Below are 16,099 nucleotides of genomic sequence, written 5' to 3'. Positions count from 1 at the left end.
AAATGTCTGCTCCTCCCTCATAGCCGTCCGATGATGGCGCTATGGTTGGTTTCGTGCCAAAAACGAAGACGACCAACATCATGGTGTGTTAATCAATGGGGAGTAAGTCAAAAATCGTCTGTTTGTTGTTCTTTTCATTCGACTTTGCAAAGATGTATCGCACACGATTTAATCGCGCGAACAAACAGCTAGAGGAACGATGCCATGAAGACCCTCTACCCGATTCAGGACACCACCACCGTCGGCATCGCCCACGCCGTGTGCCCCTGCAACAACGCGCTTCGTGACAATGTTGTCATCGAACTGGTTCTGCTCTGAGGATTCCAACATGACTACTTTTCATCAACTGACTGCCACCAGCCTGCGTGGTCAGCTCATCTCTATGGCTGACTACGCGGGTAAACTGGTTCTGGTGGTTAATACCGCTAGTCATTGTAGCTTCACGCCACAATACGCTGGCCTTGAAGCGCTCTACAAGAAGTATGCCGCCCAGGGGCTGGTGGTGCTTGGTTTCCCCTGCAACCAGTTCGGTAAGCAGGAACCCGGAGGCGCCGACGAAATCGCTCAGACTTGTCACATCAACTACGGTGTGAGCTTCCCGATGTTCGAGAAAGCGGAGGTTAACGGCGCCGCTACGCACCCGGTGTTTCGTTATCTGAAAGAAGAATTGCCCGGCGTGCTGGGTGGACGGATCAACTGGAACTTCACTAAGTTCCTGATCGGACGCGACGGCAAACCGATCAAGCGTTTTGCACCGTTCACCACCCCAGAGAAAATGGAACACGCAATCCTTGCTGCACTTAAAATCTAAGAGTTCCTGTAATCCGAGCCATTCCCTTTTAGATAGCTTCCTGTAAGTATCCCGCTTAACCCGACCAGACTATTTGTAGTGGCACACTGAACTTGGTCACCTGAACAGAGGCGATATACTCACCTCTGAACAACGCTACTGCTCAAATGCAAAGAAGAAATTTCAGCCCGGAGTTCAAACGCGAATCCGCTTAATTGGTTGTCGAACAAAACGATGCTGTTGCTGAAGCAGCCAGTGCTACGGATGTTGTCCTTTCCACAATGATGCGATGGTCATGAACATACTGCCATTCTGAATCACCGTAATCGCCAGTTTGCCGTTACAGGGGGGCTTCGCCGGATTCCCAGATTTTTCCAGCTAAGAACCCCATATTCAGCACCAATTGGTGCATAAAATGGACCTGTTCGCACAGTTCTCTGCTAGTCTTGGCTTTGGTAACTCGGTTAACGTCGCCACCCTACAATCATAAGGAATATTGTATGGATCTTCCCAGGGATGAATCATGAGAAAACTTACCAGGCTGTGACTTTGCACGAATGACAGGTTATGGTGCAGCTGATTTTGATTTCAACGCGGTTGGAGCTGCAATGGACTGTAATCGAGAATTTTATCAGGCAGGTATCATCAATTACGATGATCCCCGGCGTTATTGCTTTTCCTGGTAACATTCCTCGCACCGGTAAATACATTATCGGCACTATTCAATCACTGGCGGTGTTCTGATGCGGTTTCTGCCTCTGTTAACCGGCAGCATTTTTTACGATCTCCTACAGCATGGGCGGGAGATTGAAAGTGCGGTGGCGCGCCATGACACTAGTCTGCTGAAGCATTCAACGCCTGAACTGGAGCGCTATTTTTCTCGTTCACCAGATGAACTCCCCCACCAGAACGCCTTCCCGGTAGCGACGTTGTTCCCGCTGTTCCTGGTGGCTTTTGCCTTTAACCTGCTGCCCTTTCTGCACAATCTGACAGATTTATCACCACCGCTACATGCGTTGAGCTTCTTTGCACCGTCGCTGGCGATGATCGTCGTGCTAATTACTGCAAGCGTGCTTCTGGCTCGCGGCTTTACCGCCGGCCTGGCAGGGTTTTTAACACTATTCATTATCTTGTTGGTGCTGACGGTGTTGCAGGGGCTATACCACCTGCTGGCGGAAGGGGGGAGGGGGTGGACACTGGCGATTGCCGTCCTCGCTCTGCTTGGTTGCCGAATAATATTCAATAGCCGGGGGTTTGTGCTGTTTGTTATCTACTGCCGCACCCAGCGCCTCACCACCCTGGCGCGAAAAATGCGTCTGAAGAGGCGTGAGGAGTAACGGAACTAAAATGTCGGTTAAGTGGTTTAATTAAGTAGCCAATATCCGATAGATCAATCTGTTCACTATTAATCGCATCTTTTATTCTGAAAACAGCCAGGATGGGGTGAGCCTACCTGGCTGGCATGCGATCACGGACTATATCGTAAGAGATTACAGTACGTTCAGGACACACGAATATAACGGCGGATTACCACCAAACGAATCGGAAAATCGATACTGGAAAAACGCTAAACCGATGGCCAGTTTTAGTTGAATACATACAGTGTGTTGTCTTTATTACGCGGGTAGGATCGCTATGCGAGTTTATACTTCAGTAGACAACAACATGGCTAATATTTATTTCGTGGCATAGCCAGCAAGTATAACATGGAGAAGAATAATGCTCCCCAATACACCGAGTCATATCGATAGGGATCAAAGTCAATGTGCAAAAAAACGCTGACAAAATCATAACCGTTAGCAAAGATGTTAATCTGTACGGCTGCAATTGCTATCACCAGCAAGGCGTAGGCAATAAAAAGAGGGTATCTGCGGAGTTTGTTTACTTTGAGTTTTCCCAGGTAGAGAAGAAGGAATACAGTAATGGAAACAATAAAATAGGTAACAGCAGGCCAAATTGGTGGATATAGTGATAATTCAATTTCTTGCGACATCGTCAATTCCCTTTAGTTATCTGATACATCTGCCAACACGTAACGTTTCCGCGAGTCAAATCCAAGGCCATTGCGGTCCTGCCCGCTCTGAATGCTGATAATGAGATATCAATTACACCATATACGAATCCAGCCTGATTACAGCTATAACCCAGCTTTGCTGTCGTATAGCGATGCGCATCTCTTAAGGTTACTGATCGCTCTTCACGATAGAGAAGATAATAGCCTTTTTCGTAAATATTAATAAGCCCATGGGGAATCATTGGTGAACTGTACATACAACAAGTGAAGTGATTAGGTTACAGGGTGTATATGAAATCATAGTGCGGATTATTTTGCCCGGCATTGACGTCGGATATACCAGTAAACCGTATCAACTAAGTGTCTGCACAATATGGGATGTCCCTAAAAAGCCAACGCACCTGCCGGGAATGTCAGGTGCGTTATGTAATGCGCAAAGAAAGAAGCCATTCCCACGAATAGAAAGCGGTGCTCAGGCGTTTACTCATTGTTCACCTGCCACACTCATCCAGGAGTCGAAAATGAACGCTAACGCTTATCCTCGTCGTACAGCCCCCTTTATGGTTCTTCCCCTGCTGCTCATTTGCCTGCAAACGCCACAGGTGTTGGCTATGGGGAATAATGATAGCAATAGCAAAACGCCTGACTGCCCGTCAGGGCAGGTCTATGACAGTGTCAGCAAGAAGTGCGTGCCTGAAAAAACCGGTAGCCTGAGTGACGAGGATAAAACGAATTATGCTTATCACCTGGCGAAAAAAGGCGAGTATCAGGCGGCGTTAAACCTGCTGGATACGCTCAAAAATAGCAATACGGCTGAGGCCTGGAACTATCGCGGTTACGCCACGCGCAAACTTGGCCGCACGGATGAAGGCATTGGCTATTATCAGCGCTCGCTGGCGCTTGAACCCAACTATGCTAAAGCGAGGGAATATCTCGGCGAGGCCTGGATGGTGAAGGGGCGTCCGGACCTGGCAAAAGAGCAGCTTAAGATCATTGCCGGGATTTGCGGGCAGAGTTGTGAGGAATATCGCGATCTTCAGGCCGCGATCGACGGTCATCCAGAATCCTGATCATTGAGGGCAAAATCATTACCACCAGCGACGTTCGCCAGCAGCTTGCCGCTCATCTGACGCGTCTTTGGCGTTATGGACTGGTATTGTCACGCGACCGGGATCTTGCTGAAGAACTGGTTCAGTCCACCTGTGTACGCGCGCTCGAGAGGAGCGCGCAGTACACGTCTGGCACGCGCATCGACAGATGGCTGTTCTCCATCCTGCATTCCATCTGGATCTCTGAGCTGCGCTCGCGGCATGTGCGAATGGGGCAGGGGTTTGTCGCCAGCGAAGATTTAATTGCCCCGGATTACCGTGAGCAGGATGACGCCTGCCTGCATTACCAGGCCATCATGCAGCGGGTAAATGCACTGCCGGAAGCGCAGCGCAATACGGTATTTTTAGTTTATGTTGAGGGGTTTACCTATCGGGAGGCGGCCCAGACGTTAGCGGTTCCGATTGGCACGATAATGAGCAGACTGGCGACGGCACGGGCAACGCTGGCTAAATCCGCTGATGCGCAGCCTCCAAAAAGGGAGAGACATCCATGAAATATCCTCCGTATAACGACGATGCCATTGTTGCGTGGCTTGACGGAGAGATGAGCCAGGACGATGCGCGTACGTTTGAGGCGCAGTTGCGAAGTGATGAGCAACTTTCCGAACGGACCGCGGAACTGATGAAAAGCAATCAGGACTTTAAACGCGCGTTTGCCCCCTTGCTCGATGAAGCTCCGCTCGCGCGGATGCAGGAAAACCTGGAGAGGCATCTGAATAAAATCCCTGCGTCAGCGTCAGGTATCCGTCGACGCACGCTGGTGGCCGCCTCGATCAGTTTTCTGGTAATGGGGGCGGGGGTTGGCTATCTGGTGCGCCCGCTGAACAGCGCACGAAACGAAAACGAACATATCCGCGATCTCGAGGCGCAATATATGGCGCTTTACAGTGTTGAGACGTTGCTGGATATGGACAGTTCAGCGCCGGTTTTGCAGCGCGGGCTTGCTCGCGCCGCTCAGGATGTCGGGCTACAACTGCGTGAGCAGCAGCTCGAACTTCATGGCGCGGAGCTGAAAATGGTGCGGATGCTGCGCTACGACAAGATGCCTATCGCCCAGATTGCCTGGGTGCACGTCGATTACGGCCCGATGGCGCTGTGCATTTCGCCACAGGAAGGCGGAAATTCGACGGAGATTCGCAGTGAGCAGCGCCACAGCATGAATATTGCCTGGTGGAACAGAAGGGGATATCAGTTTGTCCTGATTGGTCGCAACCCGGTGTCACAACTACAGAAAAGCGCGCGCCAACTGTACGCTGCGCTTTCTCAATGAGGCCTTTAAACGCGGTAGAGCCTTGAGTCATCAGTTGTTTCTGGGCTGTGTTTTCGCGCCCCGTGTTCACCAGAACGCCTTAAACAGACGCGTAAAATTGTCTGGCGAAATCCTCCATGGGGATGGGCTTGCCGTATAAATACCCCTGCAAAAACGTCACGTTACGCGCTTTGAGATAAGCGGCCTGAACTTCATTTTCTACCCCTTCCGCCACGGTTTGCAGGTGTAATCGGGAGGCCAGATCGATGATATTGTCGATGATATGAACAGAGTGCGAATCAATGCCAATATTGCTGACAAAGCTTTTGTCGATTTTAAGGACATCCACGTTGAAGCTTTGCAGGTACTTCAGGCTGGAATTCCCCATGCCGAAATCATCAATGGCGATCAGTACTCCCAGTTTGTGCAGCTCTGCCACCAGTCTTTCCGTTGCGCTATCCGTGACCAGTAATTCCCGCTCGGTGAGCTCCAGAACCAGCTTAACAGGGTTGTCACTGAATGCCTGGATGAAGGCCCGGCAGTCCTCCACCAGATTGAAGTCTTTTAATTGACTGGCGCTGATATTAAAGGCGAAATGGAAATCCTTCGGCAGCAAATGTACCAGCGGCACAAACTGTTTACGCACCTGGGTCATCAACATCTGGGTCATCGGCATAATGAGGTTACAGCTTTCCGCCAACGGGATGAAACGGTCCGGTGGGATAATGCCGAGTGTAGGATGTGACCAGCGCATTAAAATCTCGCAGCCGATCCAGTGCGTATGCTCTCCGGAGACCACCGGCTGGAAATAGGGAATAAACTCCTGGAGTTCCAGTGCCTGCCGCAATTCATGTTCTGGCGTGATATATCGACCTGACCAACGAAATACACCAAAACCCACAATAACGGCCAGTAACAGCCAGGCGAAAAGCGTGAACCGGGAGAAGATCCAGAAGTAATGGACATAATTCGCCGGGGAAATAACGGTCACTATCCGGAAAGGATATCGGGTCGAGGCCTGCTCCAGATATCCCGACATGCTGGATGAGAACTGAGGAACCGTAGATGTCTGCCACTGCTGCTGACCGACGGCCAGGCCCAGCGGCAAATTGATGCTCATCACATTGAGTTCGGAAAGAATGTGATCGCCATAGAGTCTGACCACAATACTGTCATTGCCGAGGACCATCCGATAGATAATCAGCGGCTGGCCTTTTCTAACCCGGGTGTCGCTCATCAGATAGAGCATCCCGTTGGTATAATTATCAACGTTGATATTTTCTAAATTGTTACCGTGCAGCGATGAGCAGTAAATTTTGTTTCCCTGAGCCAGATTGACGCTACGCACGTCCTGTGAGTATGCCACCTGCATCCTGAGCTGGAATTCCACTGACTCAAGACAGGGTTTGCCTAGATTATCTTTTACAGCTAAAGCCGCATATTTGGCGCTGTCCAGCGTCCCTTCGACCAGTTGCCGGGCGTGGGTCATCCGCAGGGTGGTGGTTCGCTTGAGATTTGATGCCGTCTGCCAGAAGGTGCTGACTAACCCTAACAGGATACAAAATAACCCCACCAGAATGGCGCGAACCAGTCGGTATTTGAATCGACGCTTCTTTAGCAGACCAAACGGCATAACATTGTCTCTGTACCGCAAGTTAACTTTATCGTTTTACCATCTTGCCATCAAAAGAGGGTGACCGAATCTGTTATTGTTTAAAAAACATTATTAGTGTGACTATTCAGTGGTAAGGTCGCAGCCACGAGTACAGACTGTCTGTGAAACGCTTCGTGGCTCAGAAACGAAATAACCTGACGAGTCATCTCTTGCTTAAATTCAGCGATAAGGGGCCGGGGACAGGCGGCGTTTAATGCATGAAAAGGGCAAATTAACGTGGGGTTTTAGGCGAGTAGAGTGGTGGCCATTATGAAGCGACAAACTTCAAAAACCACCAGAATAGGGAATGTTCAGCCAATTTTCGGCATTACTTTTTGACCATCGTCTGCGTTTTTTCAACTTCCTTCAGACCACCTTCATTCACGGCATTGGTATAGCCCATATCTTTGAGTAGGGCCAGGGCTTTACCGGACTTATTGCCCGTATTGCAATACAGATGCAGGGTGTCGTTTTTATCCTGAGTAACTTCACTGATGCGTTGGTCAATCTGGGAAAGGGGAATATTCACGGCGCCACTGACATGGTTTTCCTGAAACTGACTGTCATCACGAACATCAATCCAGTGCTCAGCCGCGAACACGGAGGTAGACGCTATCAGGAGGCTACTGGCAAGGAGAAGTTTTTTCATCATTCGGGTTTGGTGAACCATTTTAATGGGTTTCCTTTATTTTTTGGTGAAATATTGCCATCAAATTCAATTGTGATGTCATGACAATTAACGGGCTAGACTCTGACGATGAAAACAGTACAGGAACAAAAGAGAAAAAACATTGCAGACACGCGGGTTTTTAAACGCTTTTCTGGGCTGGATTGATCCACGACAGCAGACATATTTTCCGCCACCCCGCGAGGCCTTTTCGTGCCCTCCGAACTCCCGCCCGTCAGGGCATTATGTATAAAAGGGGGATTGCATCAATGCAACCCCTTAAATCGATAGCGATTTCTAAAAAAATCACCCTCCGTACAGCTTCTGTTAGGTATGTGTAATTCAGAATTTATCGATCTAAATATTGTAAGTTGCACCCAACGTGCTGCGTGGTGGTATGTATTTTGATGTGGTTTTTTCGCAGTTCAATCACCTGGCATTGTTCATGTACAGGACCTTTAGCAATACAACATTTCTTAAAAGATAGAAAAGCCCTGCCGAATGAGGTTCAAAAGGCAAGTTTGGTTGTTTAAAACCGTTCCCGTACGAACTCAAGAGCCTCTGGTTGCATTGTGATGCGCTTGTTTGTGAGGTCTCAACGTAAAAGAGGAATGGGAGAGAGTGAGTGTATTCACCTCTAAAACAGCGAAAACTCGCCGGTTATCCTCCTGAATTATTGGTATTGCATACTCATTGTTAATGATAAGTAAATTTCATGGCTAACAAGACACAAAAGAATAAAGGTCAAGTCATTGCACCTGAGCAAGGCAATCTTTTCCCCACGATAGAATTAGGGCAGGTACAGGAGTTCCGCTTATTGCACGCCTCTGTGGACGGTGCAATGGAGAGGATCTCGAGGATACTGGAGCAATTTTTGCGTTCCGTTGGCTGTCTTCGCGTTGAGCCGCTTGAACTGACATTTCGTGAATTATCCCCCGTCGAGCGAGAGCAGTGGGTGTGGTGCGCCGCACTCGCGCCGCACGGCGGTCGTGCCAGAAAAATGTTTCGTTTTGGCGTACATCGGGCGGCGGTCACCGCGATGACGGAAACGGCGCTGGGCCTCAAGCCGGGGACGCAGATTGAGGCGAACGGCGATCAGCCGCCAAGTGAAACTGAGCGACGTTTTCTGAATCGGATGGGACAGGCCCTGACCCAGGGGGTCAGAACGGAATACCCCGCTTTGCACGATCTGGACTGGCAGCAGCAACCTACAGACTCCCCGGAAAAAAAGGGGTTATGCCTGACGTTGCGGCTGGTTTTTCAGGAGCAATCCTGGCCGCTTACCCTCTACTGGCACATGGCGTTTTCTGAACTGCTGGAGAAGGTGACTGACCCGAAGCCGGTGGCATCGCCCATTACCCGGCCACAGCTGGAAGCATCATTGCGAAAAATTCCTGTCCAGCTCAAGACGACCTTGTTCAGTACCAAACTGACGATGGTCGAGCTGGAGCAATTTCTGCGAGGGGAAGTGCTTCCCGTTGCACCGCTGGAGCGGGTGACGCTGGGCTGTGGGAGTTTCTCAATCGGTGTCGGTCAACTCTATGATCGCAATGGGCACCTGGCATTTCAACTGCATGACGTGTCTCAACAGACACCTTAAATACCCTCTGGAGGTTTTGAATGGCTAAAGAATCGAAAATGGATCTGGATATGGCCGGATTGGATGTTGAGGGATTTGACGATCTGTTTGCCAGCGAAGGTGACGTACTCAACGAGAGTGCGCCAGAAGAGATAGTCGTTGAAAAGCGTCCTTTATCTTTCTTCCATCGCTTGCCGGTGACGCTTTCCCTCGAAGTTGCAAGCGTTGAGATCCCGCTGGAAGAGTTGATGACGCTGGCCGAAGGGGCTGTCGTTCAAATGAATAAGCTGAGCCACCAGCCGCTGGATGTGAAGGTCAATGGGGTGTTGATCGGTGCCGCCGAAGTGGTCATCGTCGAGGGGCACTACGGATTACGGATGACCGAGTTGTTTGATGACATCAACTGGTCAAAGCTGGCGTGATGTAATGAAAACAGCGCTTCTCCTGTTGTTCACCCTGGTGCCAGCATCCGCCTTTGCCAGCGACGTCCCTCTCCTGACCATTACCGGTGGCGAGGGTCAGCAGGACTTTTCGGTCAAGTTACAGGTCCTGCTGTTGATGACCGTGCTGGGATTACTTCCCTCCATGCTGTTGTTGATGACCTGTTTCACCCGAATCATTATTGTTTTGGGGATATTGCGCCAGGCAATAGGTTTGCAGAGTTCTCCCCCGAACCGTCTGCTGATCTCTATCGCGCTCAGTATGACCCTGTTGCTGATGAAACCCGTCTGGCAGGATATTTATCAAAATGCTTTCGTCCCCTACGACGAAGACAAGATGACGCTGATGCAGGCGGTATCCAGGGCTGAACAACCGTTGCGTAAGTTTATGCTGGCGCAGACGAGAAAGACCGATCTGGATCTGATGCTGAGGGTGGCGGGAGAGTCGCGTACGACCTCGGCGCAGGAGGTCAATTTCTTTATTCTGATGCCCGCATTCGTACTGAGCGAATTGAAGACGGCATTTCAGATAGGATTCATGCTGTTCATTCCGTTTGTGGTCATTGACATGGTGGTGGCCACGGTACTGATGTCGATGGGGATGATGATGCTTTCTCCCATCATCATCTCTTTGCCAATCAAATTGATGGTGTTTGTCCTGGCTGATGGCTGGAGTATGGTGGTCAACACCCTCTCGATGAGCTTCGGGGGGATTCAGTGACGCCCGATAACCTGATGGCGATGATGGTGGAGGCGACTTACACCATCATCATGCTGGTCTGCATCATTGTTCTGCCGGGCATGCTGGTGGGGTTGCTGGTGAGCATTATTCAGGCAGTGACCCAAATCCAGGAGCAGACCCTGAGTTTCCTGCCCCGCTTTGTCGTGACGATGCTGATGATCGTCTTTGCGGGACAGTGGATGGTCAGACAAGTGCTGGAGCTCTTCTCCAGCATCAATCAGTACATTCTTTATTCCCTGCGCTGACCATGCTTGAGATATCTGCTGCGGAATTATTGCAGGCATGGGGGCGTGTCTGGTGGCCATTCTTACGGATTGGCAGCGCCTTTGCCGTCCTGCCGTTGCTGGGATACCCGCTGATCCCCATCCAGGTTCGCGTCTTGCTGGCGTTTCTGATCGCCGTACTGGCGGCGCCCTTGCTGCCCGCCATGCCTGCTGTCGATCCCCTGTCGTTGAATGCCGTTTTGCTGAGCCTGGAGCAGATCTTTCTCGGGGCCATGATGGCGCTATTCCCGGTGTGTCTGATTCAGGTGCTGGTCATGGCTGGCGAGCTGCTTTCCATGCAGATGGGCCTGAGCATGGCGCGTATGAACGACCCCGTTAATGGCCTTGCCATTCCGGTGCTGGGAAGTTTCTTCAGCAATATGGGATTGTTGCTCTACGCCAGTATGAATGGTCACCTGGTGATGCTGGAGGTGCTGGTTGAGAGTTTCAGGGTCTGGACGGTAGGTTCTGGTCCGTTCAACGTGGATTCTTCCAGCGTGATCCAGCTGTTTTCCTGGCTGCTGGCGGCCGCACTGATGTTGTCGTTGCCGGCGATGGTGGCGATGTATCTGGTCAACTTCACCTTTGGGGTGCTCTCAAGGGTCGCTCCGTCCCTCAATATCTTTGTCCTGGGTTTTCCTATGGCCCTGTTATGCGGGTTATTTTGTATTTTGTTAATTATCAGTGGATTACCGGATCGATTTTCCGATCTGGCGCACAGCATATTCCTCAGCGTGCGCGGCTATTACGGGGGGGAGGGATGAGTTCGGAAAAAACTGAGAAGCCCTCGTCGCACCGGCTTGGCAAAGCGCGCGACAAGGGGCAAATTCCACGCTCCAAAGATTTGGGCATGGCGATCATCCTGGTCGTCATCGCATCTCTGGCGCTGCCGCTTTTTGCCCGGTTGGGTAACGCGTTGAGTCAGATACTGACGTTTAATTTGTCCCTGACCCATGAGGAGGTTCACGATCCCGCTCAGATGCTCAGCCACCTGGGTCAGAGTCTCATTGAGACACTGCTGGCGTTATTACCCCTGGCGGGACTCATTATTGCCGTCGGCGTACTGGCGCACATCGTGATGGGCGGATGGAATTTTTCCCTGGAACCCCTGCTTCCCCAATTCTCCAGGGTAAGTCCAATGAAGGGATTTAAACGGATCTTTGGCATGCAGTCGTTGGCTGAATTTACCAAGTCGGTACTGAAAATCGTCGTGATTTCCGCCACCATTCTGCTGTACGTCAGGACCGAATCAGACACCATTGCCGCCCTCTATTATATCGGGTTGAAGGATTCCGTCAGAATGGGAATGGCCATTCTGGTCGATGGCATTTTTTATATGGCGCTGGCGATGTTGGCGATCGGTATTCTTGATGCTCCTTACCAGCAATGGAACCATCTGCGCGGGCTTCGGATGAGCAAACAGGAGCTGAAAGAGGAGCACAAAAATCTGCAAGGTAACCCGGAAATAAAAGGGCGTATCCGGCGGATTCAGATGTCGATGGCGATGCGTTCAATGCGTCGTACCTTACCGGACGCCGATCTGCTGCTGATGAACCCGACTCACTATGCGGTTGCTATCAAATACGATCCGGCGCGCTGCGATGCTCCCTTTGTGATTGCCAAGGGGGAAGACTATATGGCGCTGCAGATGCGATCTCTGGCGCAGTCATTGGGCGTGGAGGTTCTGGAGATCCCCGCTCTGGCCCGTTCCGTCTATCACACGACCCGTGTGAACCAACAGATCCCCCCCGGCCTGTACGTCATCATGGCGCAATTGCTGCACCATGTGCTGCGTCTGAAGGCCTTTCGTCAGGGCAAGGGCGACCAGCCAGCGCCACTCTCGTCAGTCGAGATCCCAGACTCATTAAGATATTGATGGTGACCCCGTGAAACGTTTGACCACTCTTTTTTCCGGTACATCGCGCAGTTTTATTGCGATACCTTTGCTTATCCTGTCGCTCCTGGCGATGATCGTGCTGCCATTGCCTGCGTTTTTGCTGGATGGTTTTTTCACCTTCAACATCGTGCTCTCCATCATCGTGCTGCTGGTCGCTCTGTCTGTCCGGCGGCCACTTGATTTCTCGATCTTCCCGACCGTACTGCTGATTGCCACGTTGCTACGTCTGTGTCTGAACGTAGCGTCAACCCGCGTGGTGCTGCAGTTTGGTCATGAGTCTCCCGATGCCGCCGGTAAGGTCGTCGAGTCGTTCGGTAAGGTGGTGATTGGCGGCAACTATGTGGTGGGGATGGTGGTGTTCTTCATCCTGATGATCATTAACTTTATTGTCATCACCAAGGGTAGTGAGCGCATCTCGGAAGTCGCTGCCCGCTTCACCCTCGACGCGTTACCCGGTAAGCAGATGGCTATCGATGCCGACCTGAATGCCGGAATGATCGATCAGCGCCAGGCCAAGGAGCGACGGGACGAGATTGCCAGGGAAGCCGACTTCTATGGCTCGATGGACGGTGCCTCCAAGTTTGTTAAAGGGGATGCGATCGCCGGTCTTCTGATCCTGTTTATCAACCTCTTCGGTGGGGTTGCCATCGGGGTCTTTCAGCATGGGCTCAGCTTCTCTGAGGCTATGGGCGTCTATAGCCTGCTCTCCATCGGTGACGGTCTGGTGGCGCAGATTCCTTCGCTGATGCTGGCTGTGTCTGCGGCTATCGTGGTCACCCGCGTCTCCGATTCTGACGAAGATATCACCGTCCAGTTCGGTGAGCAGTTGCTGGCTTCTCCAGCGGTGATCATGACCGCCGCCGCCGTTATGCTGGTGATGGGGCTGGTGCCGGGAATGCCGACCCTGGTCTTCCTGCTGTTTGCCGGTATCCTGGGTTATGCCGCCTGGCGCAGCCGAAAACAAAAAGCAGAAAAAGTCGCACCTGCCGATCAGGATCAGATGGAGCGTTTTACCCGCCCCATCGAGAATGAGCTGGGGTGGGGGGACATCCCGTATACCGATCTGCTCAGGCTGGAGTTGGGGTATCAACTGATCTACCTCGTCGACAGGGATAAGGGGGCTGAATTACTGCAACGCCTGCGCGGCGTGCGCCAGACGCTTTCCGAACAAGCCGGTTTTCTGCTCCCCGAAGTCCGGGTCAGGGACAACATGGGGCTTAAACCAAACCAGTACGCCATCTACCTTAACGGGGTCAAGGTCGCCGTGGCGGACGTCATGCTGGACAGACTGCTGGCGATCAACTCGGGGGAGTTGCTGGGGGAGATCCCTGGCTATCTGGCCAAGGAGCCGGTTTATGGCATGGATGCGGTCTGGATCCAGCCTGCTGACAAAGCCAGAGCGCTCAACTTAGGTTATTCCGTTGTCGATGTTGCGACCATCATTGGCACTCACATCAGTAAGATCATCCGCAGCAATATCGGCGTCCTGTTGCAGCTTGACGATGTGCACCATCTCCAGCAGAGACTCAGCCAGATGGCCCCCAAACTGGCCGAGGATCTTACCGCTAAGTTGACGGCAAACCAGCAGTTGAAGGTCTACCGCAATTTATTGACCGATCAGGTTTCCCTGATGGACGTGCGGACGATCGCCCAGAGCATGGTGGATGGGGCCGAAATCACCAAAGATCCGATGTTACTGGCGGCGGAAGTTCGCTGCGCCCTGCGCCACACGATCCTGCACGGGTTGATCGGGACGACGACGACGGTGCAAGTCTTCACCCTTTCTGACGAGCTGGAGAACATTCTGCTCAATGCCGCGACGCAGGCGCAACGCAACGGCGGTGTACCGGCTGACAGCTTCCCTATCGAGCCTCAGTTACTGGCGCAGTTGCAAAACCGTATGCCCAGTGTGAAGGAGCAGATGTCGTTGCAGGGGTGGTCGCCGATCTTGCTGGTGCTACCACAATTACGTCCTCTGCTCGCCCGTTATGCCCGCACCTTTGCCAAAGGGCTGCACGTTCTGTCATTTAACGAGGTTCCCGATGAACTCCACATTGAAGTCAAAGGGATCCTGGGTTAAAGCGATGCTGGCCGGGGGGCTGTTGACCCTGTCAGTCCCGCTCATGTCGCAGGAAGTCACTCCCCGAAAAGGGGAAGGGGCGGCGATGAACTGGCAGTCGCGTCACCCGAACGTGGCGTTATATGAGGGTCTTTATCGCAAAGAAGCGGTCAGGATCCAGGGGCTGATGACGCGATCAGGCCCGTCCATCCGCTTCATCGTCACCCAACTCCAGCGGCGCAAATTGCCGCTGGAACTGCTGTTTGTGCCGCTTGTCGAGAGCGGCTACGACCCGTATGCCGAATCGCCTGCGGGGGCGGTCGGCCCCTGGCAGTTGATGCCCAAAACGGCGAAGCAGTATGGTGTGATCCGCTATGACTGGTACGACGGGCGCAAGGATTTGATCTCCTCCACCCGTGGAGCGCTCAATTATCTGAGTTATCTGTATAGCTTGTTCGGACGTGACTGGTTACTGGCACTGGCTGCATACAATGCCGGGGAAGGGACGGTTCAGAATGCTATCGAGCAAAACAAAGCGAAGGGCAGACAGACCGATTTTTGGTCCCTCTCTTTGCCAGACGAGACCAGACAATATGTGCCCAGGTTACTGGCGTTGGTGCGCTTATACCGGACCGGTCATCTTCAGTTACCTGCAGTACCCGAGGCGTCCCGTCTGGTCGCTCTGCATGTTGAAGACGGCATCAGTCTGGCCTGGCTGGCCAGAAAACTCGGGCGCAGCACGGAAGAGTTGGGTTTTTACAATGCGGGGCTGGAAAACGCGGTAGCGCCCCGGGGCAGCCGCGTTGCCTTGTTGCTACCAGCGGGATGGGGTGTACGGGCGCGTCAGGTGCTGGGGACTCGCAGTGACAATCTCCCCCAGCCGCAAGAGAAAGCACCTCCCCAGATTGCAAAGCGGCGAGCGCTCCCCGACAAGGATCTGGAATCCCTGGGATGGGGTGTTGGGCTGTGGCAGAGAACGCCAGGGGCGGTGGATCTCTATTCAGCGCGTCCGGCGAACGACAAAAAGAGCACCCAGGATGAGGGGGCGAAGAAAACGGCGTTGCCGCAGACAACGTCTCTCGGTTGGCGTTCCAGCATTGAGCCACTGAGTCAGTGGAATCGGGTGAAGACGGAGAATCCCGTCACACCGCAGACGACGTCGCCCTGAGCCGTCCAGGACTATTTTTTATCGCTGTCGGATGCGCCGAGGGTTTCAAAGACTTGCGCAAACTCCGCAGGCGGCGGCTGAGGATTTTCCCGGGTCAGGTTGCTGATTAGGGTGATCTGCTGTTGGGTGATTCCCAGCAGTAAACGTTGGTCTTCCACCTGTACCAGCACCAGTTTCTCTTTCATGCCCAATGAAAGTACCGACTGGACTCGCATCTCTCCTCCGCTTCGCCAGTTTGCGCGCCCTCTCTTCCTCGCCAGCAGAAATACCACGGCACCGATCAGCAGAACGGCCAGGCAGGTAATAAACCACGGCTTGAAGGCGCTAATATCCTGATTCAGTGGTGCCGCCAGCGCGGGCAGTGGTAACAGAAGCAGAAACAGACAGCGAAGAGACATGATGGAACTCCGGATCAAAATAGAGTGAATATGGCAAACATCGTGAATCACACGATGTTTGCCCGCGACG

At 52.4% G+C, this 16,099-nt stretch carries 19 protein-coding genes and 1 pseudogene; 15 read left to right on the top strand and 5 right to left on the bottom strand.

The window, feature by feature from the left end; genetic code table 11:
- Positions 1 to 328: 328 nt before the first annotated feature.
- The 4 genes and pseudogenes from JM656_RS17100 to JM656_RS17080 form a co-directional block, all read left to right on the top strand.
- On the top strand, positions 329 to 811 hold the full coding sequence (locus JM656_RS17100; RefSeq protein ID WP_203358806.1) for a glutathione peroxidase: 483 nt from the start codon (positions 329 to 331) through the stop codon (positions 809 to 811).
- A 546-nt stretch (positions 812 to 1,357) separates the two neighbouring features.
- The gene (locus JM656_RS17090) at positions 1,358 to 1,534 is read left to right on the top strand and encodes a hypothetical protein (RefSeq protein ID WP_203358805.1); all 177 of its coding nucleotides are present in this window, start codon (positions 1,358 to 1,360) and stop codon (positions 1,532 to 1,534) included.
- Positions 1,534 to 2,127: a hypothetical protein gene (locus JM656_RS17085; protein ID WP_203358804.1), complete on the top strand. Its 594-nt coding sequence runs from the start codon at positions 1,534 to 1,536 to the stop codon at positions 2,125 to 2,127. The genes JM656_RS17090 and JM656_RS17085 overlap by 1 nt, the downstream gene beginning before the upstream one ends.
- A gap of 127 nt (positions 2,128 to 2,254) precedes the next feature.
- A pseudogene (locus JM656_RS17080) lies at positions 2,255 to 2,383 on the top strand (IS3 family transposase); the annotation flags it as partial.
- Positions 2,384 to 2,459: 76 nt separating this feature from the next.
- On the opposite strand, the gene JM656_RS17075 reads toward JM656_RS17080, so the two are convergent.
- Both JM656_RS17075 and JM656_RS17070 read right to left on the bottom strand, forming a co-directional pair.
- Complete coding sequence (locus tag JM656_RS17075) at positions 2,460 to 2,783, bottom strand: hypothetical protein (RefSeq protein ID WP_203358803.1); 324 nt, start codon at positions 2,781 to 2,783, stop codon at positions 2,460 to 2,462.
- A gap of 2 nt (positions 2,784 to 2,785) precedes the next feature.
- Positions 2,786 to 3,046 (bottom strand): DUF4225 domain-containing protein, encoded by a 261-nt coding sequence (locus JM656_RS17070; protein WP_238929256.1) that lies wholly within the window; start codon positions 3,044 to 3,046, stop codon positions 2,786 to 2,788.
- A gap of 318 nt (positions 3,047 to 3,364) precedes the next feature.
- Between JM656_RS17070 and JM656_RS17065 the strand changes: the two genes are divergently transcribed.
- Genes JM656_RS17065 through JM656_RS17055 form a run of 3 tightly spaced genes read left to right on the top strand, consistent with a single transcriptional unit; the run spans position 3,365 to position 5,183 of the window.
- Complete coding sequence (locus JM656_RS17065; RefSeq protein ID WP_370552337.1) at positions 3,365 to 3,874, top strand: tetratricopeptide repeat protein; 510 nt, start codon at positions 3,365 to 3,367, stop codon at positions 3,872 to 3,874.
- 2 nt (positions 3,875 to 3,876) lie between these two features.
- Positions 3,877 to 4,407 carry a sigma-70 family RNA polymerase sigma factor gene (locus JM656_RS17060; protein WP_203361316.1) on the top strand — a complete coding sequence of 177 codons (531 nt, stop codon included), beginning with the start codon at positions 3,877 to 3,879 and terminating at the stop codon, positions 4,405 to 4,407.
- On the top strand, positions 4,404 to 5,183 hold the full coding sequence (locus JM656_RS17055; protein WP_203358800.1) for an anti-sigma factor: 780 nt from the start codon (positions 4,404 to 4,406) through the stop codon (positions 5,181 to 5,183). The genes JM656_RS17060 and JM656_RS17055 overlap by 4 nt, the downstream gene beginning before the upstream one ends.
- A gap of 79 nt (positions 5,184 to 5,262) precedes the next feature.
- Here the strand turns inward: JM656_RS17055 and JM656_RS17050 are convergent, their stop codons facing one another.
- Both JM656_RS17050 and pspE read right to left on the bottom strand, forming a co-directional pair.
- Entirely contained in the window at positions 5,263 to 6,795 is a 1,533-nt protein-coding gene (locus JM656_RS17050; RefSeq protein ID WP_203358799.1) for an EAL domain-containing protein, read from the bottom strand.
- A 349-nt stretch (positions 6,796 to 7,144) separates the two neighbouring features.
- The gene (gene pspE, locus JM656_RS17045) at positions 7,145 to 7,468 is read right to left on the bottom strand and encodes a thiosulfate sulfurtransferase PspE (protein ID WP_238929255.1); all 324 of its coding nucleotides are present in this window, start codon (positions 7,466 to 7,468) and stop codon (positions 7,145 to 7,147) included.
- Between the two features lie 730 nt (positions 7,469 to 8,198).
- Between pspE and JM656_RS17040 the strand changes: the two genes are divergently transcribed.
- The 8 genes from JM656_RS17040 to JM656_RS17005 all read left to right on the top strand — a co-directional run bounded on the left by JM656_RS17040 (position 8,199) and on the right by JM656_RS17005 (position 15,631).
- Positions 8,199 to 9,083, top strand: coding sequence for a FliM/FliN family flagellar motor switch protein (locus JM656_RS17040; protein ID WP_203358797.1), 885 nt, complete (start codon positions 8,199 to 8,201; stop codon positions 9,081 to 9,083).
- Between the two features lie 20 nt (positions 9,084 to 9,103).
- Positions 9,104 to 9,484, top strand: a complete 381-nt coding sequence (locus JM656_RS17035) for a FliM/FliN family flagellar motor switch protein (protein WP_203358796.1) — start codon at positions 9,104 to 9,106, stop codon at positions 9,482 to 9,484.
- Positions 9,485 to 9,488: 4 nt separating this feature from the next.
- Positions 9,489 to 10,223, top strand: a complete 735-nt coding sequence (gene fliP / locus JM656_RS17030) for a flagellar type III secretion system pore protein FliP (protein ID WP_203358795.1) — start codon at positions 9,489 to 9,491, stop codon at positions 10,221 to 10,223.
- Positions 10,220 to 10,489, top strand: a complete 270-nt coding sequence (locus tag JM656_RS17025) for a flagellar biosynthetic protein FliQ (RefSeq protein ID WP_203358794.1) — start codon at positions 10,220 to 10,222, stop codon at positions 10,487 to 10,489. The genes fliP and JM656_RS17025 overlap by 4 nt, the downstream gene beginning before the upstream one ends.
- A gap of 2 nt (positions 10,490 to 10,491) precedes the next feature.
- Complete coding sequence (fliR, locus tag JM656_RS17020; RefSeq protein WP_192611217.1) at positions 10,492 to 11,271, top strand: flagellar biosynthetic protein FliR; 780 nt, start codon at positions 10,492 to 10,494, stop codon at positions 11,269 to 11,271.
- A complete protein-coding gene (gene flhB / locus JM656_RS17015; RefSeq protein WP_203358793.1) occupies positions 11,268 to 12,383 on the top strand; it encodes a flagellar biosynthesis protein FlhB in 1,116 nt (371 codons plus the stop codon). Before fliR ends, flhB begins: the two co-directional genes overlap by 4 nt.
- A gap of 91 nt (positions 12,384 to 12,474) precedes the next feature.
- Positions 12,475 to 14,484, top strand: coding sequence for a flagellar biosynthesis protein FlhA (locus JM656_RS17010; RefSeq protein WP_370552336.1), 2,010 nt, complete (start codon positions 12,475 to 12,477; stop codon positions 14,482 to 14,484).
- Positions 14,447 to 15,631, top strand: coding sequence for a transglycosylase SLT domain-containing protein (locus JM656_RS17005; protein ID WP_203358792.1), 1,185 nt, complete (start codon positions 14,447 to 14,449; stop codon positions 15,629 to 15,631). Before JM656_RS17010 ends, JM656_RS17005 begins: the two co-directional genes overlap by 38 nt.
- An 11-nt stretch (positions 15,632 to 15,642) precedes the next feature.
- Here the strand turns inward: JM656_RS17005 and fliO are convergent, their stop codons facing one another.
- On the bottom strand, positions 15,643 to 16,029 hold the full coding sequence (gene fliO, locus JM656_RS17000; RefSeq protein ID WP_203358791.1) for a flagellar biosynthetic protein FliO: 387 nt from the start codon (positions 16,027 to 16,029) through the stop codon (positions 15,643 to 15,645).
- Positions 16,030 to 16,099 lie beyond the last annotated feature (70 nt).

The organism is Citrobacter sp. R56 (assembly GCF_016811995.1).
Taxonomy (GTDB): Bacteria; Pseudomonadota; Gammaproteobacteria; order Enterobacterales; family Enterobacteriaceae; genus Citrobacter_D; species Citrobacter_D enshiensis.
The sequence above is the reverse complement of the archived record's forward strand: the minus strand, read 5'-3'. Positions and strand labels throughout refer to the sequence as shown.